This is a genomic window from Streptomyces melanosporofaciens (assembly GCF_900105695.1).
Lineage (GTDB): Bacteria > Actinomycetota > Actinomycetes > Streptomycetales > Streptomycetaceae > Streptomyces > Streptomyces antimycoticus.
Genome location: NZ_FNST01000002.1, coordinates 81,102 through 103,899, shown reverse-complemented (window position 1 = coordinate 103,899; position 22,798 = coordinate 81,102). Strand labels below are relative to the sequence as shown.

The 22,798-nt window shown below is 68.2% G+C and carries 22 protein-coding genes and 5 pseudogenes; 10 read left to right on the top strand and 17 right to left on the bottom strand.

Annotated elements, in window-relative coordinates; genetic code table 11:
- Positions 1 to 3 precede the first annotated feature (3 nt).
- Genes BLV72_RS03145 through BLV72_RS03135 form a run of 3 tightly spaced genes read right to left on the bottom strand, consistent with a single transcriptional unit; the run spans position 4 to position 4,588 of the window.
- On the bottom strand, positions 4 to 1,614 hold the full coding sequence (locus tag BLV72_RS03145; protein WP_093460158.1) for an N-acyl-D-amino-acid deacylase family protein: 1,611 nt from the start codon (positions 1,612 to 1,614) through the stop codon (positions 4 to 6).
- 50 nt (positions 1,615 to 1,664) lie between these two features.
- The gene (locus BLV72_RS03140) at positions 1,665 to 3,092 is read right to left on the bottom strand and encodes a Na+/H+ antiporter NhaC family protein (RefSeq protein WP_093460156.1); all 1,428 of its coding nucleotides are present in this window, start codon (positions 3,090 to 3,092) and stop codon (positions 1,665 to 1,667) included.
- Positions 3,083 to 4,588, bottom strand: coding sequence for a type III PLP-dependent enzyme domain-containing protein (locus BLV72_RS03135; RefSeq protein ID WP_093470113.1), 1,506 nt, complete (start codon positions 4,586 to 4,588; stop codon positions 3,083 to 3,085). The genes BLV72_RS03140 and BLV72_RS03135 overlap by 10 nt, the downstream gene beginning before the upstream one ends.
- Positions 4,589 to 4,733: 145 nt before the next feature.
- Between BLV72_RS03135 and BLV72_RS03130 the strand changes: the two genes are divergently transcribed.
- Both BLV72_RS03130 and BLV72_RS48650 read left to right on the top strand, forming a co-directional pair.
- Positions 4,734 to 5,567 carry an Lrp/AsnC family transcriptional regulator gene (locus BLV72_RS03130; protein ID WP_208905511.1) on the top strand — a complete coding sequence of 278 codons (834 nt, stop codon included), beginning with the start codon at positions 4,734 to 4,736 and terminating at the stop codon, positions 5,565 to 5,567.
- Positions 5,567 to 5,758: a hypothetical protein gene (locus BLV72_RS48650; RefSeq protein WP_208905510.1), complete on the top strand. Its 192-nt coding sequence runs from the start codon at positions 5,567 to 5,569 to the stop codon at positions 5,756 to 5,758. Before BLV72_RS03130 ends, BLV72_RS48650 begins: the two co-directional genes overlap by 1 nt.
- A gap of 90 nt (positions 5,759 to 5,848) precedes the next feature.
- Here BLV72_RS48650 and BLV72_RS03125 read toward each other — a convergent pair whose 3' ends face one another.
- Positions 5,849 to 6,436 (bottom strand): helix-turn-helix domain-containing protein, encoded by a 588-nt coding sequence (locus tag BLV72_RS03125; protein ID WP_093460155.1) that lies wholly within the window; start codon positions 6,434 to 6,436, stop codon positions 5,849 to 5,851.
- Between BLV72_RS03125 and BLV72_RS51855 the strand changes: the two genes are divergently transcribed.
- From BLV72_RS51855 to BLV72_RS47735, 3 genes and pseudogenes are all read left to right on the top strand, one after another.
- Positions 6,375 to 6,866, top strand: a complete 492-nt coding sequence (locus BLV72_RS51855) for a hypothetical protein (protein WP_167746261.1) — start codon at positions 6,375 to 6,377, stop codon at positions 6,864 to 6,866. The two genes, BLV72_RS03125 and BLV72_RS51855, sit on opposite strands and share 62 nt — an antisense overlap.
- 266 nt (positions 6,867 to 7,132) lie before the next feature.
- Positions 7,133 to 8,722: pseudogene (cimA, locus tag BLV72_RS03115) on the top strand (citramalate synthase); the annotation flags it as partial.
- Positions 8,723 to 9,110: 388 nt separating this feature from the next.
- Entirely contained in the window at positions 9,111 to 9,254 is a 144-nt protein-coding gene (locus tag BLV72_RS47735; RefSeq protein ID WP_167746289.1) for a hypothetical protein, read from the top strand.
- Positions 9,255 to 9,335: 81 nt separating this feature from the next.
- Here BLV72_RS47735 and BLV72_RS03110 read toward each other — a convergent pair whose 3' ends face one another.
- From BLV72_RS03110 to BLV72_RS03100, 3 genes are read right to left on the bottom strand one after another with little or no spacing between them, the layout of a single operon-like run.
- Positions 9,336 to 10,880, bottom strand: a complete 1,545-nt coding sequence (locus BLV72_RS03110) for an FtsX-like permease family protein (protein WP_093460152.1) — start codon at positions 10,878 to 10,880, stop codon at positions 9,336 to 9,338.
- The gene (locus tag BLV72_RS03105; RefSeq protein ID WP_093460150.1) at positions 10,877 to 11,599 is read right to left on the bottom strand and encodes an ABC transporter ATP-binding protein; all 723 of its coding nucleotides are present in this window, start codon (positions 11,597 to 11,599) and stop codon (positions 10,877 to 10,879) included. Before BLV72_RS03105 ends, BLV72_RS03110 begins: the two co-directional genes overlap by 4 nt.
- Positions 11,596 to 12,138, bottom strand: coding sequence for a PadR family transcriptional regulator (locus tag BLV72_RS03100; protein WP_280143001.1), 543 nt, complete (start codon positions 12,136 to 12,138; stop codon positions 11,596 to 11,598). The genes BLV72_RS03105 and BLV72_RS03100 overlap by 4 nt, the downstream gene beginning before the upstream one ends.
- A gap of 133 nt (positions 12,139 to 12,271) precedes the next feature.
- Here BLV72_RS03100 and BLV72_RS51850 point away from each other — a divergent pair, with 133 nt between their 5' ends.
- Both BLV72_RS51850 and BLV72_RS03090 read left to right on the top strand, forming a co-directional pair.
- Complete coding sequence (locus tag BLV72_RS51850) at positions 12,272 to 12,739, top strand: alcohol dehydrogenase catalytic domain-containing protein (protein WP_167746288.1); 468 nt, start codon at positions 12,272 to 12,274, stop codon at positions 12,737 to 12,739.
- On the top strand, positions 12,637 to 13,275 hold the full coding sequence (locus tag BLV72_RS03090; protein ID WP_167746287.1) for a zinc-binding dehydrogenase: 639 nt from the start codon (positions 12,637 to 12,639) through the stop codon (positions 13,273 to 13,275). Before BLV72_RS51850 ends, BLV72_RS03090 begins: the two co-directional genes overlap by 103 nt.
- A 191-nt stretch (positions 13,276 to 13,466) precedes the next feature.
- On the opposite strand, the gene BLV72_RS47170 is transcribed toward BLV72_RS03090, so the two are convergent.
- The 3 genes from BLV72_RS47170 to BLV72_RS03075 all read right to left on the bottom strand — a co-directional run bounded on the left by BLV72_RS47170 (position 13,467) and on the right by BLV72_RS03075 (position 14,987).
- Positions 13,467 to 13,799, bottom strand: coding sequence for a hypothetical protein (locus BLV72_RS47170; RefSeq protein ID WP_143059735.1), 333 nt, complete (start codon positions 13,797 to 13,799; stop codon positions 13,467 to 13,469).
- Positions 13,765 to 14,058, bottom strand: coding sequence for an AAA family ATPase (locus tag BLV72_RS03080; RefSeq protein ID WP_093460144.1), 294 nt, complete (start codon positions 14,056 to 14,058; stop codon positions 13,765 to 13,767). The genes BLV72_RS47170 and BLV72_RS03080 overlap by 35 nt, the downstream gene beginning before the upstream one ends.
- Before the next feature lie 320 nt (positions 14,059 to 14,378).
- Positions 14,379 to 14,987 (bottom strand): TetR/AcrR family transcriptional regulator, encoded by a 609-nt coding sequence (locus BLV72_RS03075; protein ID WP_093460143.1) that lies wholly within the window; start codon positions 14,985 to 14,987, stop codon positions 14,379 to 14,381.
- 32 nt (positions 14,988 to 15,019) lie between these two features.
- Between BLV72_RS03075 and BLV72_RS03070 the strand changes: the two genes are divergently transcribed.
- Positions 15,020 to 16,336, top strand: a complete 1,317-nt coding sequence (locus BLV72_RS03070; RefSeq protein ID WP_244320621.1) for a M14 family zinc carboxypeptidase — start codon at positions 15,020 to 15,022, stop codon at positions 16,334 to 16,336.
- 7 nt (positions 16,337 to 16,343) lie between these two features.
- Here BLV72_RS03070 and BLV72_RS51440 read toward each other — a convergent pair.
- The 5 genes and pseudogenes from BLV72_RS51440 to BLV72_RS03040 all read right to left on the bottom strand — a co-directional run.
- Positions 16,344 to 16,579: pseudogene (locus BLV72_RS51440) on the bottom strand (IS630 family transposase); the annotation flags it as partial.
- A gap of 369 nt (positions 16,580 to 16,948) precedes the next feature.
- Positions 16,949 to 17,035: pseudogene (locus BLV72_RS51845) on the bottom strand (integrase core domain-containing protein); the annotation flags it as partial.
- 115 nt (positions 17,036 to 17,150) lie between these two features.
- Positions 17,151 to 18,444: pseudogene (locus BLV72_RS03050) on the bottom strand (membrane-associated oxidoreductase).
- A gap of 140 nt (positions 18,445 to 18,584) precedes the next feature.
- Positions 18,585 to 18,977 carry a hypothetical protein gene (locus tag BLV72_RS03045; protein ID WP_093460140.1) on the bottom strand — a complete coding sequence of 131 codons (393 nt, stop codon included), beginning with the start codon at positions 18,975 to 18,977 and terminating at the stop codon, positions 18,585 to 18,587.
- Entirely contained in the window at positions 18,974 to 19,843 is an 870-nt protein-coding gene (locus BLV72_RS03040; protein WP_093470109.1) for an IS5 family transposase, read from the bottom strand. The genes BLV72_RS03045 and BLV72_RS03040 overlap by 4 nt, the downstream gene beginning before the upstream one ends.
- A 391-nt stretch (positions 19,844 to 20,234) precedes the next feature.
- Here BLV72_RS03040 and BLV72_RS03035 point away from each other — a divergent pair, with 391 nt between their 5' ends.
- A complete protein-coding gene (locus BLV72_RS03035; protein WP_244320619.1) occupies positions 20,235 to 20,903 on the top strand; it encodes an HD domain-containing protein in 669 nt (222 codons plus the stop codon).
- 332 nt (positions 20,904 to 21,235) lie between these two features.
- Here the strand turns inward: BLV72_RS03035 and BLV72_RS51840 are convergent, their stop codons facing one another.
- Complete coding sequence (locus BLV72_RS51840) at positions 21,236 to 21,595, bottom strand: RNA polymerase sigma factor (protein WP_425288349.1); 360 nt, start codon at positions 21,593 to 21,595, stop codon at positions 21,236 to 21,238.
- A gap of 237 nt (positions 21,596 to 21,832) precedes the next feature.
- On the opposite strand from BLV72_RS51840, the pseudogene BLV72_RS49495 reads away from it, so the two are divergent.
- Positions 21,833 to 22,351, top strand: a pseudogene (locus tag BLV72_RS49495) (SDR family NAD(P)-dependent oxidoreductase).
- 88 nt (positions 22,352 to 22,439) lie between these two features.
- On the opposite strand, the gene BLV72_RS47730 reads toward BLV72_RS49495, so the two are convergent.
- Positions 22,440 to 22,583: a hypothetical protein gene (locus BLV72_RS47730; protein WP_167746286.1), complete on the bottom strand. Its 144-nt coding sequence runs from the start codon at positions 22,581 to 22,583 to the stop codon at positions 22,440 to 22,442.
- Positions 22,584 to 22,798: the final 215 nt, after the last annotated feature.

Here is a 22,798-nt window from a genome sequence, read left to right as displayed (position 1 = left end):
TGCTCAGTACGCGGTCGGCCCCGAGGGCTTCTTCCGGAGCACCTTCCCCGGCCGGTTCGCCAAGAACACGCCGTCACGGAGCACTGAACTGCCATTGACGAGGACATTGCGTACACCGCGGGCGTAGGAGAGCGGTGCCTCATAGGTGGCGGTGTCGGTGATCGTGACGGGGTCGAAGGCCGTGATGTCGGCGACCATGCCCTCGGCCAGTGTGCCGCGGTCGGTGAGGCCGAGGCGTGCGGCAGGAAGCGTGCTCATCTTGCGCACGGCCTGTGACAGGGTGAGGACACCGCGGTCGCGGGTGTACTGCGCCAGGGTGCGGGCGAAGGCTCCGAAATGGCGCGGGTGCGGGTGTCCGCCGCCAGTCAGGTCCAGTTCCCACCCGTCGCTGACGACAGCGCTGTTCGGGTGACGCAGAACGGTCTCGACGTCGGCCTCGGACATCGCGTGGTTGATGATCCACACCTCCCCTCCATGGTCGCGCAGCACGTCGAGGGAGACCTCAGCGGGGTGACGGCCCTCGGCGGTGGCGATCTCTCGGATGGAGGAGCCCACCCACTCCGAGTAGCGACCCGGAGCCATGGCGGCGAGGACGGTGCCCTCGGGAAGGAAGGTACGTCCGATCTTGGCGCGCAGTTCGGCGGCGATCGCTTCGCGTGTTTCCTGGTCCTTCAGTCGTGTGAGCAGCGCTTCCAGGCCGCCATCCAGCGCCCAGTCGGGCAACCGGGAGGTGAGCCGGGTTGAGGACGCCGCATACGGGTAGACGTCACACGCCACATCCAGACCTTCCGCGACGGCGGAGTCGATCAGGGTGAGCGCTTCGTGTACTTTGCCGTGATTGGCCGGGCCCATGGCCTTGAGGTGTGAGATCTGCAGGCGAACGCCGCTGCGGCGGGCGGTCTCGATGGCCTCGACAACGGCCTCGATGAGGTGATCTCCCTCGTCCCGCATGTGGGTGCTGTAGAGCAGTCCAGCCCGTCGTGCCTCGGTGGCGAGTGTCACGATCTCGTTGGTGCCGGCGAACGATCCGGGGGCGTAGATCAGGCCGGTGGAGAGGCCGAAGACACCCTGCTCGGCGGCTTCGGCGAGCAGCGTGCACATGGTGGCCGTCTCTTCGGATGTCGGGGGGCGCAGCTCCGTACCGAGGGCGGCGATGCGGAGGGTCGCGTGGCCGACCAACGCCGCGAGGTTGGCGCACGGGGCGGCCGCCTCCACTTCGCGGGCGAAGCCGTCGAAATCCTCCCACGGCATCTCGGCGCTGCGGCTGCCTCCGCGGGCGAGCGTCGTGTCGTGTTCGTGGCGCCGCGCGGGGTTGATCGGGAAGGGAGACGCGCCGCAGTTGCCGGTGACGATGGTGGTCACGCCCTGCCGGATGCAGGATTCGGCAGCGGGCACATCACGTATCGTGAAGTCGGCATGCGAGTGCAGGTCAATGAAGCCCGGTGCGACCACTTGGCCGGCACAGTCGATCGTCTCGCGGGCGGTGGCGCCGGGCGGGGCGTCGCCGACGAACACGATCCTGTCGCCCCGGATGCCGACATCCGCGCGCCGCCCGGGCTCTCCGGTGCCGTCCACGACGGTTCCCCCGACGGCGAGCACATCGAACTCGTACAACTCTTCTCCTCTTACATGCGAAGTGTGATGCGGGATTCGGGGCGGGCGTCTCAGACCAGCAGCGTCAGGATCAGGCCGTACATGACCGCTGCGGGGATCAGTACCTGCCAGCCGACCGACAGCAGCGTCCTGAGGCGGGTGGCCTCGGCGAAGCCCAGGGCAGACATCATGTTGGGGTTGGGGAAAGGGCCGTAGGTGTCGGCTTTGGAACCCCACAGGTAAGTCACGGCCCACATGGCGGGGGTGAGTCCGATGCTGGTGCCGAGGGGACCGAACACCTTGTTCAGCAGCACCACGTGCGCGGCGGTAGCGCCCGGGACGCCCAGCCAACCGAGCAGCGCCACCGCTACGGCGAACGACAGCACCGGCAGGTCGTGCAGCTGCGGGCCGAACCAGTCCAGGAGGACGTCGTACGGCTTGAGTTCGTTGACCATCTGGAAGAACGCGGCGAGTACCCAGAACAGCAGGAACGTCTCCACCATGCGTCCCGCGCCGCGGCAGAGCGCGTCGATGGTGCCCCTCACGGACAATCCGCCGGCTGCGGCGGTGACCACGGCCATCACTGGGAGGGCCAACAGGGGAAAGGTGGTGCCTCCCTTGCTTATCGTGGCGTAGGCGACCGAGACCACGAGGACTACCGAGAATGCCCAAGTGGCGCGCACGGTATGGGGCCCAGGGACTTGCTCGTCCGCTCCGGTCAGCTCGTCTTCGTAGAAGTCGTCGCCGCCGAGTGCCGAGCGGCGCTGCACGCGCGGCACGACGACCATCGAGAGCAGCAGGGACAGGAGGGCGAGGGGGCCCGCGGCAACGAGGACATAGGTCCCGTACCCCACTCCGGAGGCGTCCAGGATCGCGATGTTCGACCCGGCGAAGGGGGCCAGCACCAGCCCCGCACAGCCGCCCAGGAACATCATGCTGGCCGTCGCTGAGCGTGTGAAACCGGCACGTGCCGTAATGGGGATGAGGATCGGCGCGGCGATCGCCAGCGCACCGGCGAGCGTGCCGAGCGCGAAGACCAGGAGCAGGCAGGACATCATCACGCCGAGCTGGATCGCCAGTTGGCTGTCCCGCCGGACCACGCGCATGACGCCGCGGACCAGGAGGTCCGCGGCTCCTGTCTGCCGCAGTACCTCCCCCAGGCCGGAGCCCAGCAGGCAGATGACACCGATGACGGTCACCGTGTCACCGAGCGCGCTCCCAAGGAGGATGCCGACATTGGTGGGCGGACGCTGCGCGAGGACGACCCCGGCCAGCAGGGAGATCACGGTGGCCAGCAGGAGATTCATGCCGCACAGTGAGAGCACAGCATAAAGGACGATCGGGAGCAGACCCCAGATCGTGGGGGTGTGCACCAGGAAGCCGAGCACGAGCGCGGCGATCAGACCGGCCCCCGCGATGGCGTACTGCGTGACGGTCCGCGGCGAGCGGCCGTGCCGGGGCGCGGCCGCGACAGCGGGGGGCTTCTCGGTCATCGACATGGCGCGCTCCAGACCTCGTGGTCATCGCGGTCGTTGGTCGTGGTATCTGGCGGGCTGGGCGGACCGGTCAAGGAGACGGGGGGGCCGACGGCCGGTGTCGTGGCGTCCGGCCGACCAAGGGAGAGAAGGGCGTCCGCCTGGCCGACGCCGCTCTCGGCAAGGATCTCCTCAAGGGACTGCTCCGGGCGGACCGTGGCGAACCGTACGGCCGGTCCCTGCGTGGTGAAGCCGTGCACGGCGGGCCGGGCGAGGCTGTTGTACGACCATGGGGTGGAGAAGTAGTAGCCGCCGGTGTCGTGGAGCACCACGACATCCCCCGGTTCCAGTTCGGGCAGTTCCCCTCCGCGGACCACGAGATCACCGGCGAAGCAACACGGCCCCGCAACGTCTTGCACACGCGGCGTCCCGCGTTTGGTCCGCCCCTCGGCGTCGTACACCCCGACCCGCAGCGGCCACGCCTGAGGCATGAAGACGGTGCGGGTCGCGATGTGGGCTCCTGCGTGGGTCAACGCGATCCGGCGGCCGCCGGTGTCCTTGGTGTACTCCACGACCGCGGCGATGAAGCCGTTCTTGGCCACGAGCGAGCGCCCGAACTCCGTCACCAGCGAATACCGTCCGTCGAAGAGCCCCGGCACACTGGTCCTCAGCTGCTCGACATAGTCCGCGTAGGAAGGGCGGATCTCGTCGTCGTCGAAGTTGACCGGCAGGCCGCCGCCGATGTCCAGGCTGGTGACCTGCCGCCGGCCCGCAGCGGTGTTGATCTCTTCCGCGAGTTCGTACGCGGCGCGCACCCCTTCGGCGATCAGTTCCAGGGAACATCCCTGCGAACCTACGTGCACATGCACTCGGGTGAGCCAGGAGTGTGCGGCGAACGCGCCGAGGATGCGTTGCCGGGCGCCGGTGTCCTTCAGCGGAACACCGAACTTGGAGTTCAGTGACGCGGTGCTCATGGCGTCGATCGACCCGGTGCCGACCTGCGGGTTGATCCGCAAACCGCACACCGAGGAGCTGTTACCTGCCGAGAGCAGCGCCTCGATCCGGTCCAGCTCGGCGAAGTTGTCGGCGTTGACCGCTACGCCCAGGGAGAGGGCGTGCGTCAGCTCGGCTTGTGTCTTGGCCGGTGAATCCAGGACGATGCGCTCCGGCGAGAAACCCGCAGCAAGGGCTTGCGCCAGCTCACCGGGGCTGGCGACCTCGCATCCCATGCCGGACCGGGCGAGCAGCCGCAGCACCGGGACCAAGGACGCAGCCTTGGCGGCGAAGGTATGCAGGACCGGGGCATCGCCGAACGCCTCCCGCAGGTCACGTACGGACTCCCGGACGCCGTCAGTGTCGAAGAAGCCCGTGACCAGGTGGTCGGCGCCGATCAGACCTGTGCGGACCGCCTCGCGGACGACCCCGTCGCGTCGGCCGGGATCGATCCGGCGGTACGTCCCGGACACGCCCGTGCCGCTGACGCGTCCCTCCCCGCTGTTCTCGTCGTTGTGCGCATACATGTCGATCGCGACCTCCTCCGAAGCACCCGTGGCGTGCACCAGAGTCGAGGAACTCCGCGAGAAGTCGTCACATACGCTCGAAATCGTCACGTCTGCACGTTGAACGCGGGTAGGCGCGCACGCAACCATGTGATAGGGACGGGGAATGGCGCAGGATATCGTCGACGAAAGAGACCTGGCGCTGATCAACGCGCTGCAGGTCACCCCGCGCGCGTCCTGGGCTCAACTGGGGCAGGCCCTGGACTTGGACCCCATGACGGTCGCGCGCCGCTGGGCGCGCCTTTGCGACAGCGGACTGGCCTGGGTCACCTGCGTCGCCGGGCCGGCGCTGCACAGTGATTTCTGCATGGCTTACATCGAGATCGAGTGCGGTCCAGGGCGGCTGGAGGCGGTGGCGGCGGCGCTCAGCGCCGAGCGTCCCGTCCGCTATGTCCACCACATCACGGGCCCCTACGGTCTACTGGTCGTGATCGCGTTGCGGACGCCTGCGGCGGTCTCCGTCTACGTGCGCCACACGATCGACCGCCTGCCCGGTGTGCGGTCGTCCCGAGTGGAGATGCGGACCGTGGGATACAGCGAGGCGAGCCGGTGGAGGCTGCGCAGTCTGGAGCGGTCGCAGCAGCACGTGCTCGAGTCGCTCGAGGCGCTGCCCGCGGCAGTGGGCGGGGCGCGGGTGGATGTCACGGATCAGGAGCTGTACCGGCTGCTGCACGAGGACGGCCGCATGCCGTTCACCGTGCTGGCCGACCGTGCCGGGATCAGCGAGCCCACCGCGCGCCGCCGCGTCAAACGGCTGCTCGCGAGTCGGCTGCTGCGGCTGCGCTGCGAGGTGGCGCAGTCCATATCGGGCTGGCCGGTGACCGCGGTGTGCTGGGCGAGCGTCCCGCCGCAGCATCTGGAGTCCGCGGCGCGCTCGCTGACCGCGCTACAGGACGTCCGGCTATGTTGCGGCTTGACAGGGGCCGGAACCTGCTGTTGATGGTGTGGTTGCGGACGCTCGGCGACCTGCCGCGGCTGGAGGCGGCTATCACCGAACGCTCCTCCCATGTGACCATCGTCGATCGGGCCACCGTCCTTCACACCGTCAAGCAGATGGGCCGACTGCTGGATGCTGAGGGACGAAGCATCGGTAACGTGGCGCCTAATGTCGAGGTGCTGGCGGAGTCCTGACAGGCGGATCGTGCTGGCCGGTTGCCCGGCCCAGTCGGCAGCGGAGCCATGGCGCACCGGCAGAGTCCTCGGCTGCGTCCTCTGCGGGCGTCATCTCGGGGGAAGCTCACCGTCCTGTGACCGCTTGGGCCTGGCCCGCACATGCATGCGCTCTCCCTGGTGGCCGAAGAGGCTGATGATCTCTGCTTGGGCTCCGTCGGGGCTGCCGAACCAGTGGGGCAGTCGCGTATCGAACTCCGCCGCCTCACCCGCGGCGAGTACCAGGTCACGGTCAGCCAGGATCAGCCGCAGACGGCCGGCCAGGACGTACAGCCGCTCGTAACCCTCGTGGGTTTTGGGCTCGGGGGCGGTCCGTGTCCCCGGGATGATGACCTTGAAAGCCTGAAGCGAGCCCGGTTGGCGTGTCAGGGGAAGGACGGTCATGCCGTCGACCTGGCGCGCGGCAGGACGGACCCGTGGATCACCGGTCGGTGGCACGGCAATGAGGGTGTCGAAAGGGATCTGGTGTGCCTGGGCGATGGGCAGGAGCAATTCCAGGCTCGGGCGCCGCTGCCCCGACTCCAGCCGTGACAGTGTGCTCAGGTGGACAGCGACCTGGCCGGGAGTGGGGACAAGAGTGACGCCAGAAGTGATCTCCAACCCTTCAGCGGGCACGTCGACCAGGTCGTCCGCCGGCAACCCCTACAACGACATTGCCGAGACGGATGCGGCAGATGTGGAGAACACCTACACCACCCTGGTCAGCCAACTCGGCGATCTGAACCTTGCCTATCTGCACATGATCGAAAGCGCCGACCGAACACTGACCACGCGCCTGCGCAAAACCTGGCCCGCCACGTTCATCCTCACCCCGTTCATCCACCTGGCAGGCGGAGATGCCTGGGGTGGCGACCGGCGGTCCCGTCACAAGCTCGCCCGGGACATCTGCCACGGCAAGCGCGGGCAGATCATGCCGGTGTACCGCGAGAGGCAGGAGGACCACCTCGGCACGCTCGGCCGGTCTGGACGAGGACGACGAGCATCTGTGAGGCTGGCGCCGGGCATGGACATACAGCCCGCCGGGTGCAGTGGGAGGCGTCGGGCCAGAGAGGGCCTGGCCGCAGGCTAGGGAGGGAACGGGCGGACCGTATTCCGAATGTTGAGATCACTGTTCCGGTGGTGACCCCGATGTGTGAGGATCATCGCGTGCTGTACCAGCTCATTATTGGCTGCAGCGTGCCGGCAACGAGATGACCGGGAGGAGACCCCTTCCCGGCGACTCACCGCCCGCACGCAGACCTCTCGCGATCCGCGAGGGGTCTTTTTGTTTTCCGCCACCAGCCGACTTGCTCAAGTCCCCTGGCTCACAAGCCCGGCAGACAGGATCACACTGACATGGTTCACGAGACCTTTCACGTCTTCGACACCACGCTGCGCGACGGTGCGCAGCGTGAGGGCATCAACCTGACCGTCGCGGACAAGCTGGCCATCGCCCGGCACCTGGACGATTTCGGTGTGGGGTTCATCGAGGGTGGCTGGCCCGGAGCGAACCCGCGTGACACCGAGTTCTTCGCCCGGGCCCGGCAGGAGATCGCGTTCAAGAACGCGCAGCTCGTCGCGTTCGGCGCGACCCGCCGGGCCGGCGGCAGCGCCGCCGACGACCTTCAGATCAAGGCGCTGCTCGACTCCGGCGCTCCGGTGATCACCCTGGTCGCCAAGTCGCACGACAGGCACGTCGATCTGGCGCTGCGCACCACGCTGGACGAGAACCTGGAGATGGTCCGGGACACCGTCTCCTATCTATGCTCGAAGGGCCGCAGGGTCTTCGTGGACTGCGAGCACTTCTTCGACGGCTACAAGGCCAACCCCGGCTATGCCTTGGCCGTCGTGCGCGCCGCGCACGAGGCCGGCGCCGACGTCGTCATCCTCTGCGACACCAACGGCGGCATGCTGCCCGCTCAGGTCCGAGCCGTGCTCTCCACTGTCCTCGACGACACCGAGGCCCGGCTCGGTATCCACGCCCAGGACGACACCGGCTGCGCGGTCGCCAACACCCTCGCTGCCGTGGACGCGGGGGCCACCCACGTCCAGTGCACCGCCAACGGCTACGGCGAGCGGGTCGGCAACGCCAACCTCTTCCCCGTGGTCGGGGCCCTGGAGCTCAAGTACGGGAAGAAGGTGCTGCCCGACGGGGCGCTCGCCGAGATGACCCGGATCTCGCACGCCATCGCCGAGGTCGTCAACCTCACCCCATCCACCCACCAGCCGTACGTGGGCGTCTCCGCCTTCGCGCACAAGGCCGGCCTGCACGCCTCCGCCATCAAGGTGGACCCGGATCTCTACCAGCACATCGACCCCGAGCTGGTCGGCAACACCATGCGGATGCTGGTCTCCGACATGGCCGGCCGCGCCTCCATCGAGCTCAAGGGCAAGGAGCTCGGCGTCGACCTGGGCGGCGACCGCGAGCTCGTCGGCCGGGTCGTCGAGCGGGTCAAGGAGCGCGAACTGGCGGGCTACACCTACGAGGCCGCCGACGCGAGTTTGGAACTGCTGCTCCGTGCCGAAGGCCTCGGCTGCCCGGACATGTTCTTCGAACTCGAGTCCTGGCGTGTGATCAGCGAGGGCGGGAACGGCAAGCAGGGGCAGGAAACCGAAGCCGCGGTGAAACTGGTTGCGCAGGGCCGACGGTCGACGGCCGTGGCAGAGGGCAACGGCCCCGTGAACGCCCTGGACCAGGCTCTCCGCGACGCACTGCAGCACGTATACCCCGTGGTGCACCGCTTCGAGTTGGTCGACTACAAGGTCCGCATCCTGGAAGGGCACCGCGGCACAGGGGCACGGATCCGCGTTCTGATCAGCGTCACCGATGGCCACGATGTTTGGCACACCGTCGGCGTCGCGGACAACATCATCGCAGCCTCGTGCGAAGCGCTCCGGGAGTCCTACACCTACGGGCTGCTGCATGGCGCCCCGCAAGCCGTCGAGAGCACACCCGACTGCACATTGACGATCACGCTGGACAACACTCCAGGGGCCCTGCGCCGGGTCACCTCTACCCTGGGCACCATCCCGGTGACCCGACTGTCCTACGCTGCCACGGTCTCGCCTCAGGCCACAGCACGGATCACCGTGCCGCGTATCAACGCCGCCCGTGCGCGCGGCAAGCTGAACCGCTTGGTCGAGGTCCTTGCAATCGTGGACGGCACTGATCGTCTCTGAAGCGTCGTCCTCACGCCGCGCGCTCACCCCGCTGTTCTGGATACGCATCCAGAACAGCGGGGAGAAACGACCGGATCTGTCCAGCCGCCTGGGAAGAGTGGACCGACGACGCCCCGCCCTGCGCACCAAACGCCGTACGACAAGACAAGGAGCGGTGCCCGATCGCGTCGGCAAGGTCCGCGCCAAGCCCAAGGACGAGGACGAGGACGAGCTTGGCGGCTACGGCTGGGGCTACGACGGCAGTAGCACCAGCCGGGACGCAGTCGCGAGCCTCGCCGACGCCCTCGCCTTCGACTGACGACCAGCAACTCGGTGGGCCCCGGCGAAGTGGGTGATCACCGGGGCCCACCGCTGGTCCGTTCTTCCCCGAGGCCGTATGTCACCGCACGCGCAACTCCGCGGCTCGCACATTCATGCGGAGGAAGGCCAGGCTGACCAGGGTGATAGCGACGGTGGCGGCGACGGCCCCGCCCGCGAGCAAGAGGAGCTGGTGCCACGGCACATGCACGGTAACCGGCACTTTCTCCGCCGTGAGGAGCACGGTATGTGCCTTCTCATAAGCGTCGTCCTGGCAGGCGTTGGCCGGATCGCCAGGCAGCGGTATGCAGCGGCGTACTTCCATGCGTGCCGAATCGCGCGTGTCCGGCACGGCCAGGCGCGGCAGCAGCGCCCCCACGGCCACCGACAGCAGGACTATCGGGACGATAGGTGTGAGGACCTGCCAGCCGAGCGCGCGGGAGAGGATCCCGCGAGGGGTGCCAGCAGCGACAAGGGAGGCGAGAGTGCGCCTTCTGGCCGTGACGCCGTCGACGAGTGCCACCAGCAGCCCCGTGACAGCGATTGCTGCTGCCACTACGACGGCGTAGCCGATGAGTTCGTACGCTCGTTCGTAGAACGTCGACCCCGGTGGATTGTACGGCTCGCCGAGGAGTCGTGCGTACCGCCGGGTGTTCTCTTCCTGGGCCTCGACGGTTGCCACCGTCAGCGCTGAAAGCCCGGCGGCCGCGGAACCCGCGATGAGGGCGACCAGCATCGCGGAGAAGGTGCGGCTGCCAGACCACGGGTCGGCCATCAGACGCCTGCCCGCCAGGAGCCCGGCAGGTCGGCGGGCGAAGCGGTGCAGCAGGCGTCCGGTGGTGTGGGCGATCCAGCCCGTTCCCGACACGACGCCGATGCTGACGACGAGGAGGCCGCTCACGATCAGCGCGGCCATGACCAGTGTGGGCACGTCGTCGTTCCGCGGGTGCTCGGTGAAGTACCGGTGCGCCGGTTCGACGAGCGCGCACGCTCCCAGGCCCACGAGGATGAGGACGCCCGGCGTCGCGCTCGGCCGGCCCCGGCGGGTACCGCGGACGACGCCGAGCGGGGTGAGCGTCACCCTGCGCAGGGCGAGGACCGTCATCAGCGTGACCAACAGGGGTGCGCCCACGGTGATGCCCGCCATCGCCGCGGGGTGGGGGAGGACGTCCGTCGGCAGGGGACGGCGCCCGTCGGGACCGGGCGCGTCGAACAGGGCACGGCCCACGAAGTAGACGCAGAGGCCCGTCAGGGAACCCACGGCGGAGGCGATGGCGGTCTCGGCCGCCGCGATCCGGACCACCTGGCGCGGCGTCGCCCCGACCATCCGCATCGCCGCGAGCCGGCGTTCCCGGCCCGGCGCGCCGAGCCGACTGCACTGCGCGACGAACGAGAGGACGGGAACCGTCAGCAGGAGCATCCCGAACGCGACGCCGGGACGCAGCCCCTCGTCGTTCAGCAGGTCGTTGGTGTACGCCGCCGCGTGTGGCGCGGTCACAGCGAGGACGGTGGCCGCGGCGAGCAGGGCAAGTGTGCCGAGCGCGGCGCCCAACGCCGTCAGGATGATGCGGCTCCGGTCCGTACGACCACCGGCCAGTGCCAGCCGGAGCGTGGTGACCGGGCTCACCGGGAGGTCTCCGCAGCGCCCGTGGACAGCAGCGAAGCGCCCGTCCCGGACAGAGGACAGTCGTCGGCCTCGACGGCCCCGTCGCGCATCTGGATCTCCCGGTCCGCGTACGCGGCGACCGTGGCGTCATGGGTGACGAGCACGACGGTGGTGCGCCGGGTGCGGGCTGCCCGGACCATGTGCTGCAGCACGGCCTCGCTCGCAAGGGTGTCCAGAGCGCCGGTCGGCTCGTCGGCGAAGAGGACCTTCGGCTCGGTCACCATGGCGCGGCCGAGTGCCACGCGCTGCTGCTGCCCCCCGGACATCTCGCCGGGCAGACGGTCCGCCAGCTCCACCACGCCGAGCCGGTCGAGCCACTCCATGGCCGCCTCCGTAGCCGCGCGCCGACGGGCACCGCCGAGCAGCAGCGGCAGCGCGACGTTCTCCACCGCCGACAGATCCGTGACCAACTGCCCGAACTGGAACAGCACCCCGAAGTCGGTGCGCCGCATGACCGAGCGCTGGGACTCGTTGCGCTCGTCGATCCGCCTGCCGCCGTAGTGGACAGCACCGGCATCCGGGCTGAGGATGCCTGCCAGGATGTGCAGCAGCGTGGATTTGCCGCATCCGCTCGGCCCCGTAACGGCGACGATCTCGCCCTCCCGCACGCCGACCGAGATGCCGCGTAGTGCCTGTGTCGGTCCGTATGCCTTCACCACGTCGCGTGCTTCGATAATCATGGGTGCACCTCCTGGCGCAGTTCGGTGACGCGGTCCACGGCGCCCTGCATCCAGCGCAGGTCCGCGTCGAGATGGGCGATCGCCAAGTCGGCGGCCAACACGTGGGCGACGGGCAGGCGTCCGGAGGACTTCACCGCCGTCAGCTCGCGCATGCGCGCGAGGTGGGCGGCCCGCTGGGCGGCGAGGTGGCGGCGAGCGGTCGCTTCGTCCGCCACGAGCAGTGTGATGACAACCTTTGCCAGCAGCACGTTCGACAGGTGGGGCGCCGGTGGTTCGATCTGGGAGAGCCATGAGGCCAGTGCGTCCCGTCCGAGGTCGGTGACCACGTACGCCGTGCGGTCGGGTCCGCCCACGCGCTCGTGCCCGGCCTCGGCCGCCAGACCATCCCGCACCAGGCGGTTGAGCGTCGCGTACACCTGCCCGAAGGGGAGCGGCTTGGCTCCAGGCAGATGCTCGTCGTGGGCGTGCTTCAACTCGTAGCCGTGCATGGCCCGTGGGGTGAGGAGACCGAGGAGGACGCGGGAGGTGTGAGTGGACACGCCCTTTACTATTCTCTGAGAGAATAGATACTGTCAACTGCCTGCGTGATACGCCGATCGCGGCTCATCGCGGATCGGGAGGTTGTCCGACGCAGGACGTCCAAGATTCCCCAACGATCCCTGGGAGCCCAGCGTGCGGACGCTGACGTTCATCGCCAAAGGCCGACTGATCTGGTCCGATGTGCCGACACCCACCATCAAGCACGCCCATGAGGCGATCGTCGCCCCCGTGGCGGCCACTACATGCGACCTCGACCGTGCCATGATCGCTGGACACACTCCTTTCGAAGGTCCCTTCGCGCTGGGGCACGAGTGTGTTGCCCGGGTCGTCGAACTCGGCTCTGATGTGACGGGTCTTGCCGTGGGTGACCTCGTGTCAGTTCCCTGGCACGTCTCCTGCGGGACCTGCCCCCTTGCGCGGCTGGCCATCCGACCCGGTGCTCCAACACTCCCCCCTACGCCATGTTCGGTCTCCCGATCGGTGGGAAGTGGGGTGGCATGTTCTCCGAGCTGCTCCTCGTGCCCTGGGCACAGGCAAATCTGGTGCGTCTGGCCGACGGGGTCACCGCAGCCTCGGCGGCGGCGGCGTCGGACAGCCTGACCGACGCGTACTGCGCCGTGCTGCGTGGGCTGCAGATCCATCCCGCGGCACCTGTTCTCGTGATGGGGGGCCTCACCCACGGGCTCTACGCATGCGCCGTAGCGGCTGCCGTGGGCAGCAGTGAGATCGTCTACGTGGACGCGGACGACCACCGCCGTTCGATAGCCGAGTCGTACGGTGCCCAGTCCGTCGGCGACATCCGGGAATTGCACCGGAGGCAGTTCCCCGTCAGCGTGGACGCCTCGGCCGATCCCGGCGGGCTCGCCGGCGCACTGCGCGCGACTGCCGCTGGCGGTCACTGCCACAGTGTGGGCATCTATTTCCAGCCCACTGAGGTTCCGTTGATGTCGATGTATATGGACGCCGTCACTTTCACCACAGGTCGGCCCGACGTCGGCCCCCACCTCCCGGCCGTTCTCGCCTTGCTCGCCTCAGGGAGTGTCGACCCCATGCCTGCATACAGCGGAACGGTGGCATTCGACGAGCTGCCCGAAGCCCTGCTGGACCTCCCTCTGAAGCCTCTCGTCCTTGCCTGAGAGCTGTGCCGAAGAGGGGGCGCATCCCTGGGCTGCCGGGTACACCCGTGATCTGCGATTGGGGGATATTCCCAGCGGGCATCGCCCGGCGGACCATCGCCCTGGCCATGCGAATCGCCAGATCGGCACATTCCCCGCCTACTCGGCTTCGCTCGGCCGAGGGAGCGCTACGCCGTCCGCGGTACTCCGCGTCAGGAGGGTTTTTGGTCCGCCTTAGTCGACAGCCCGGTGCCCCGCAGTTCTTGCTGCCACAGCAGGTCGATCATGCGCTCGACCCCGGACACGAGATGTCGCCGGTAGGTGCTGAACGGCAGTTCCAGACGTTCCGCTGCCATCTCCTGGGTGGGAGCCCCCATGAAGTACATGACGGTCACCGCACGATGACGTTTCCCGCCGCTTCGCTCGTCGAGCAGGCCATCGGCAACGGCTGCGAGTACCTCGGGCAGACTGCGTCCGCTACCGACGACCAGACGGCTGCGGTTGAGCGGGCTATTTTTGAGCAAGGCCGGTTTGCGCGACAGCACGACCAGCTCGTCCCTCCGGCGTCGGATCCACACTCCGGCAGTCCACCTCGATCACCGTCCGGTCGGCCCTGCGAGCCTCCCTGGCGAAACGGCGCAGCAGCATCGACTTGCCGATACCACCTGGTCCGTGCATGTAGTGGGTGGGGCATGCCCAGGCGTCGCCCGCCCACCCGGCTTTGAGCAGCGAAAGCTCGGTCTGACGCCCCACGAACGCCCGATCCCGGCCGGCGTCGCTGTCGTCGATGACGCCGTCGGTCATGTCCAACGGATTTATGCCCCTTTCTCCACGGCGCGCACGCTGCCCAGGCTACGATCTGCCGCTCGTCCCTGAAGATCTGCTCCGGGCGCCAGGTGACCGATTGCCGCGCGGACTGAGCACCCTGGGGTTGCGGTGTGTTGAGCCGCACGCTCGCACCGCCGTAGAGGGATCTGTGGCAGAAATTCTTGTAGGTACGCTTCCAGCGATCGGACACGGCGCCTCGCTGAACGGTGGCAACAAGCAGATGCGACGGTCGTGGACACGGCAAGGCTCGGACCCATCGGCCGGTCCCGAGGCGGAGCGGTCAACGGCACAGGCGTTCAGGGCGGTCCGAGTACCTGGGCGGTGGCCAGCGCGCGGGCGGTTTCGGCGAAGTAGTGCTCGGGGGCCTGCTCGGCCAGGCCGAGGACAACGCGCTGGCTGAGGCCGGCGAGAAGCGCCCGCAACGCGGTCGCCAGTCGCTGGGCCTGGCGCGCCGTCACGGTGTCCCCCTGGTGCGTCCTGTCGGTGAACAGCGCCGCAAGGCGCTGTTCGTGAGCCTGGATGGACGTGGCGAGCTTGGCTTGCAGTTGGGGGTCGCGCAGGGCAACGTCCTGCAGGCTGGTCTCGAAGGACAGGTGCCGCAGTGCCTCGGGGTCCGCGCAGGTGTGTGCGTAGAAGCGGGCGAAGGCGTCGATGGCCTCCAGCAGGTCCAGGTCGGCGGGGACGGCCTGCTTGACTCCTTCGTAGTGCGGGCCGAGGTAGTCGGTGACCAAGGCGATCAGCAGGCCGTTCTTGCTCCCGAACAGCGAGTAGACAGCACCTGTGGTCAGGCCGGCCCTTTCGGCGATCTCCTCCAGCCGCGCGCGGTGGCCGTCACGGGTGACGATCTGGCGCGCGGCCTTCAGCAGCGCGCGGCGGTTGCGCTCCTTGGTCTCCGTCCTTGTCATTCTCATAATGCCATTATTACAGTAATCTCATTATGGATATTGCGTACTACATGGGCCAGGTGCCCGCCTACCCGACCTTCCCAAGCGTCGACGCCCTCCACGCCGAGCTCGCCGCCGTGGCCGCCGCCCACCCGGAGCTGACGCGAATCCGGACCATAGGGACCTCGCGGCTGGGTGAGCCCCTGCGCGTGCTGACCGTCGGCGACGGCCCGGCGGACGCACTGGTCATCGGCGGCCCGCACCCCAACGAGCCGATCGGGTTCCGCACGATCACCGCCCTGGTCGACCTGCTCTGCCGGGACGCGGGGCTGCGCGCGGCGCTGGGCTACCAGTGGCACTTCGTCGCGTGCGCCGACCCGGACGGTGCCCGGCTCAACGAGGGCTGGTACGGCAGCCCCGGCGACCGCCGCGCCTACGCCGAGCGCTTCTACCGCCCCGACCTGGCCGAACAGGTCGAGTGGACCTTTCCCCTCACCGTCGGGGACTACCGCTTCGAGCGCACGTTGCCCGAGACCATGGCCCTGATGCGGCTGATGGACGAGATCGAGCCGTCGCTGGTCTGCTCCCTGCACAACGGCGAACACCAGGGGGCCTTCTACTACCTCAACCGCGACGACGCGGCGCTCGCGCGGCAGCTCGCTGACCTCGCTGCGTTCGAGGGCCTGCCGAGCCATCACGGCGAGCCGGAGGTGCCGGGCTCCCGGCTGATCGCGCCGTCCGTCTACTCCACCCCCGCCGGGGCCGACATGGGTCCGGCGTTCGGCGCGGGCGCCGGCAGTGCCGACTATGCCGCCCGGTTCGGCGCGCTGCATCTGGTGGCCGAGGTGCCTCTGTGGACCGATGCCCGGGTGGCCGACCGGACCGGGACGGGCATCGCCTACCGGCACCTGGTCGCTACCACGACAGCGGCCCGGCGGGAGGTGTTCGCCATGCTGGAGACCGCACTGCACGCCGTCGCGGACGACTTGACCATACGATCGCCGTTCCGCCGCTCCGCCGAGGGCACCCTGCAGACCTTCCGCACGTTCGCGAAGCACACCGAGCACGCCGAAGGGCCTGCCCTGCCCGACCGCCCCGCCACGGTCGCCGAGCAGTACGACCACCGCCAAGGAGTGCACCTGGTCCGGCTCCGCCTGCTCGGGGCCTTCCTGCGCATGCTCGATGCCGAGATCGCCGCGGGCAACCCCACCCCGGCCATCCGCACCCAGCGTGCCCTGCTCGCCGAACACTTCGACCGCTGGGTGGCCGAAGCTGAAGCCGACACCTCAGGCATGCAGGTCGAAGTTCGCAAGCCGGTTGCCGTGCAACTGGGCGCCATCCTGCTCGCCGCCCAGGTCGGCGTCGCCTAGTGCCGCATCAGGCAACGTACGCCCTGTCGACCACCTCGCGTAGGCGTTCGTCGGCGGCATGCTTGTTCCGCCAGATGATGTAGCGGCGGATCATGCTGCCCTGCTCCTTGTGGCTGGTGTGGTCCGTCCCGTCCAGTGCGAAGTAGCGCAGGGCGGTGAACTGGGCCTCGATGCGGATCAGCCAGGAGCTGTTGGTCGGGGGTAGGCGAATTCGAGGTTCTTGGCCTCGGCCCAGTCGCCGACAGCAAGTTCACCGCCGCCTTCGACACCGTCTTCGCCGGCAACGGCACAGCCGTTATCCCGACTCCGCCGCAAAGTCCCCGGTCCAACGCGTTCGCCGAACGATGGATACGCGCAGTCCGTACCGAGTGCACCGACCGCCTCCTGATCACCGGTGAGCGGCACCTGCGTACTGTCCTCAACCCCCTGACGACGGCCCGAACGTCATTCCTCTTCCCGCTGCCACGGTCAGGCGCCACCACGTACTTGGCGGGTTGCTCAACGAGTACCGCACCAGGTCACCCCCGTTGCCTCATCACCCGCAGGAGTCGCCCAGTTCAGCCGCTTGATCGGAATATTGACACCCTTCGGGCGCTGCTGTATTGGCTGCCACGGGAATTTTCCGTCCAGGTCCCGGATCAGGAACCGCGCCCGGCAGCCCGCGTCCTCAAGGTCCATGACCAGGTTTTTGGCCACCTTGCGCTTGCCGAAACCCCGCCCCAGCGACACCTGCCACCCTCGGCGGAGAAGGCCTTGCCTCGTGGGTCGGTTCTCAGAGGGCGTTCTGTAAGGTTTTCGCGAGTTCTAGAGAGGGTCATTGGCGGCTGATCGCACGGGTCACGCCCGCGACGATCGCCGTCGCCAGGGTCCAGCCGGTGATGATCAGAGCGTACGACAGCCACTGGTGCCAGCCGACAGGGGCGAACGTTGACTCCTGGCCGAAGCTGACGACCGGCAGGAGCAGGTCGAGGGTGTAGAAGATGGAGTTGAAGTCAGGGGCCTCGCCCGCCTTGATGGGGCGTGGGTGGTCCAGGCCATACGCGATCGATCCGATCGCCATAAGGGACAGCAGCCAGACGGCCGCGCGCAACGGGCGGAAGCCGTAGCCGACGGTGGCGTCCTGGACGTACCCCCACAGCCGTCCGTACCAGGTGAGCGTGGTGCGTCGGCGGCGCTGCTTGGCGAGTTGGACGAGCCGGGCCGCGTCGTCGTCACCGACGTGGTGGTAGGCCGCCGTCAGCTGCTCGTAGCCGTGCGGCTCATACCGCTCGCCGTCCCGCTCCAGCATCGGAAGGCCTGCTTGCCCGTAGTGCCGTGTCGCCCGGATGCGACAGGTGGGCGTGGAGCAGGTCGAGGCGGCCCGATATGCGCGAGCCTCGGAGCTCGACCCGGCCCTGCGCTCGTACGCACCGCGCCCGTACATGGGCTCCCACGTTGAGGTTCTGTGCGTCTAGCGCGGTGCCATCGGGCTTGTTGAACTCGGCGTCTTGAACGTTGATCCGCCCGGCGACGGAGGCGCCAGTGAGCCGTACCTGTCCGTGCGCGCGCATTTCTGGTGCCCACAAGTCGTCCCCGATCGTGGCCTGGTTGAGCTGCAGCACCGGCTCGGAGTCGTCCGGCGCTGTGAACTCCGCGCGCTCCATGAACAGCGCCCCGGAGATCTGCGCCCCGCCGAGCCGCACTGGGCCCCGCATGCGGCAGTCCGTCATCCGCAGCACCCCCTCGACCCTCAAGGTCGCCGAGGTCAGACCCGGCAGAACGGACTTGCTCGGATTGAGCTGGCGCAGCTGGGCACCGTACAGGTCGGGAACACCGTCGAAGTGGCAGTGGCTCAGCCGGATGGCGGCGTCGATCGTGGCGTACTTCAGGTCCAATACGCCGGTGACCCGCGCCCCCGTGATCTTGAGCGCGGCGATCTCCCCCTCCTCCTGCGGAGCCTTGATCAGCAGCGCCCGCAGCACACTCGCCCGGACGGTCTGCTCGGAGCCCCAGGTGTTGCCGAGCGCCGGATCCGCGTTCTCGGCGGCGCGGAAGTCCACGGACTCGCCTCGCGGAAAGGCCCGCCATATACGTACCTCGGCCGGCGTCAGATCGTTGGTCTCGCTCACGGCGGGACTCTGACGTGCTGCGTTCAGGCTGTCAACAGCCGTACGGGGCGCGGCGTGCTGTCCGACGTCCTTCCCGCCCCCGCCCCGCCCGGCCCCTGCCGAGCCCGGCCCCTACCTCATCGACTGCGAGTCATTGGCGCCTAGGTTTGCGGGCGCGAGGCGGGTCGAGGAGCCAGCGGCAGGGCGAAGAGGCCGGGCCCCAGGCGTTTCAGCTTGGCCCGCCTGCCTTCGACGTGACGGGGCTCCGTCCCGGTGGCCAGCGCCTGGCAGACCTCCTTCGCGCGGAGCGTGCCGTCGGCCTTTTCGAAGGCGGCCAGGATTTCGTGGTAACCGGGCGGGAGTGGTTCGGGTGGCGGGAAACCGTCCTCGGCTGCCAGTGCCAGGATAGTTTCGCGGGTGATCTCCAGACGTTTCAAAGTGTCTTCGGCGGCGCCGAGTTGCTCGGTGAGCAGGGTGATCTGCTCGCGCAGTCGTTCGACGGTCTCGCGGACGAGCTGCCGCCGAGTGTCAATCTTGTCCAGGAGTTCCCTCATCGGCGCTCCCGCCGGTCGGGGATAGCGGACGCCAGGCGCGGGTCGCGCCAGGTCAGGGTGGAGGCGTGGGTGAGGCGGCGGAGCATGACATTGGCCATGGACCAGTGAATCCACGTCGCTGAACTCGTCGGCTTCGTCTCGTAGTCGCGCGCGAGCCGTCTGTGGAGCATCAAGGTGCCCAGGGTCTGCTCGACCACCCATCGCTTGCGTTCCGGCGCGAAGCCTCGCGCACCCACCTCGCGCTGGACGATCTCGACGTCGATGCCGAGCTGGGAGCCGTGCTCGACGACGGCGTTCTTGAACCCCGCATCCACCCACGCCTTGGTCACGGTGGGCGCGGAGGCGGCGACCTTGTCCAGCAGCACGATGCCGATGGCGTTGTCGTGGGCACTGGCGGCGACCACGACGACGGCGATGAGCAGGCCGAGGACGTCAGTGGCGATGCCTCTTTTTCGGCCCGGGCTCCTCTTTCCCACATCCAGCCCGGTCGTGTCCTTCGGCGCGTTCATCGAAGCCCGCACGGTCTGGGAATCCAGGACGACAGCGGTGGGGACCTCTCGCCGCTTCCTGCTCTCGCGCACCTGGCAGCGCAGCAGGTCGTGGATGGTCTCGGTGGTGTCGTCGTCGCGCCACTTGCCGAAGTAGTAGTACACGGTGCTCTTCGGCGGCAGGTCGTGCGGTAGGTAGCGCCACTGGCAGCCGGTGCGGGCCTGGTACAGGATTGCGTTGACGATCTCCCGCATCTCGTACTGTCCCGTGTGCCCGCTGGCCGAGGGATGTCGGGCCTTCCATGCGGTGATGACCGGCCGGATCAGCTTCCAGGCTTCATCCGACAGGTCGCTCGGGTACGGCGGCCGCTCACCCACATCCACCAGCACACCGCAGCGGCGGCGAACCGCAAGGCTGGGAAGCGGACAATCTGCCTTCAAGCACCACGAGAACTGCCCAAGACTCACAGAACGCCCTCTCAGAGGCCGCGGTGCCCCGAGGTCGGGGACGGGTCGACCGTGCAGGCCGCCGACTTCGAGGCAGCGGTGCACCTCGGCCGCCTGGTCCGTGTCTCTGGTCACGCACCCCAGTATAATAACCCGAACGGTCATTATATAATTGTCCTTCCGGTCCGCGATCAAGTCAGTCCACCCCTGTTGCGAACAAGGACCGCGAATCAGGCGTTCCACACTCGCCTCGCCACCTCGGAGCACGGAACCCAGCTCCAGCGCATACGACGCCGGCCGGAGTCCTGAGGACCGGGCAGCAGTGCGCACGGACGGCTATGCACGACAGACCATCGATGACGCCGCACGGAAAGGGAATCATCACATGCAGGTCACCTTCGGTGGAGCCATCGCCGACGCCGCACACGCGCACGTACGCGAAGTCCTTCACCCTGCGATCTTCAACCACAGCGTGCGGGTATGGCTGCTGGCTGACCACTTCGGCCGACAGCAGGGCGTTGAAGGGATGGAGCGCGAAGCGTTGGCCATCGCCTGCTTGTTCCACGACGCGGGAACAGCCGCTCCCTACGAGGGACCCGAGCGCTTCGAAGTGGAGGGTGCGGACGCAGCACGTGCCTTTCTCTCCGAACACGACTGGCCCGAACCGCTCACCCAGAGGGTATGGGAGGCCATCGCCCTTCACACTTCTCCCGGTATCGCAGAACGAATGGGTGCGTTGCCCAGGCTCGTCCGACTGGCAGTTATGGCGGACTTCGGCAGGACCGACCTGCTCACGGCGAATGGTTGGCAGACGTTGAGCTCCACCCTCAGCCGCTTCCCACGCGCGGACATTGAAATCGCACTCGGTGACGCCGTGGTCGCCCAGGCCGTGCGGGCGCCCGAGAAGGCTCCGCCCTCCAGTTGGCCTGGAGCGCTGCTCGCCGCTCACCTGGCGGACCCTGACCACATCGGTGTCAATCCCGCCTTCTGAGGCGAGCCCGCTCCACATCGCAACCCTCTGATCGGGAGCTTTTCCTTCACCACGCACACACGCGCCGGGGTGTGCGCGGTGACGTGATGTCCGCGCCCGATGACGAGCCGAGTCGACTCCGGGCTGTCCATCGATCTGCTCGATGCCGAATTGGGTATGTTCCTTAAAAAATCCTCGACGTGGACCCTGTTCCGGCTGGCCTCGGCAAGGCGGTAGGCAAGGCCCTCGCCCTGGGACCGGTGTCGCCGAAGACACCGACAACGAGCCCGAACACATGGGGAGGCCCGAGGGTCTTTCGCCGCGGCCTTCTGCACGGCGCCACCGTCAAAAGGTCACCGAGCCACCACTGGGTCCAGCACCACGATTGGTGACGGCTTGTCTTCCCCTCGTACTCCCTCATGCCGGGCTGGGTGTCCATCCACAGGTTGTAGGCGCGTTCCCAGTCGGGTGAGGCAGAAGTGACCACTCGTGGAACCGCAGAGGTTACGCGGATGACGGAAAGGCAAAGAAGACCGGGATGGCGTCAGGGTCGATCTTTTGCCGCCAGTGGCGCCAGGCCCCGATTCGTCCGTCAGCCGCTCCGGTGGGACGTCGAGCAGCGTTGCGATGTCACGTACCGGAAGATCGGCGTAGTAGCGCAACGTCAGTACCTGACGCTGGTGACGGGGCAGAGAGCCGAGCCCGTCCGCCACCGCGAGGGCCAGTGTGCGGTCCTGGCGGCAGCCCGGACATGCGCGCCATGTTCCGCGACGAGTTGCTGCGCCCAGCGGGCGGCGAGCCGGGCACGCAGCCCATCGTTGCGCGCACCGGCCCGGTGCCAGGCCGCGGCATTTCCATGCGCCCAGGCTAATGACGGCTCACGGCTGACCGATATCGTTCGGGTATTGCTGCAAACCGGACGGGTGTTGGTGCCCGGCCGCAGCGCGGGCATGCTCGCTGTCGTGAACGAGAAAACGATCGCGCTGGCCACTGGCGCGAACAAGGGAATCGGGTACGAGATCGCGCCCGGGCTCGGTGCGCGGGGCTGGAGTGTCGGCATCGGCGCCCGCGACTGGTGGAGACCAACGTCATCGGCGTCATCAGGGTCACCAACGCGATGTTGCCGTTGCTGCGCCGTTCGGCGCACCCGCGGATCGTCAACCAGTCCAGCATGTCGGCTCCCTCACACTGCAGACCACGCCCGGCGTCGATCTCGGGGGGATCAGCGGGGCCTACGCGCCGACGAAGACCTACCTCAACGCCGTCACCATCCAGTACGCCAAGGAGTTGAGCGGTACCGGCATTCTGATCAACAACGCCTGCCCTGGTTACGTGGCCACCGACCTCAACGGATTCAGTGGGGCCCGGACCCCGAGCAGGGCGCGGCGATCACCATTCGCCTGGCGACCCTGCCGGACGACGGCCCGACCGGCCGGCTTTTCGACGACAACGGGGGCGTCCCCTGGTGACCTGACCCTCGGATGCGTTCCCCGCCGATCAGGCCACCGCGCGTCGGACCCATGCGCACCCCGCGAAGATCGCTGTCGCTGGGCTTTGTCACGCAGCCTTGGCCGGGTACTCGGTCCACTGCGGGATGGGTGACTCGGGTGTGAAGCGGTCCTTCGGCTCGCCGCGTGCGTTGTACCAGCGGATGCGGGGGGCGATGGCGGCATTCCGCTCGTCGCGCGTTCGGTGGTCCATGCCCTTGAGCGAAGCAGCGCAGCGCGCGGCGGTGCCGACACAGCACCGTGTCGGGGTGTACGAGCAGCCGTGCATCTTCGCGCAACGTGCGCTGGCAGCCGGTGCGGCGGCGCCACCCTGCGGCGTTGCGAGGTGAAGTACCACGGCACGCTGGAGTCGTCGTGTCCGCGAATGGTCGGGCATGAGCCCCGTCACATTCCCTGGTGTGCGGCGGT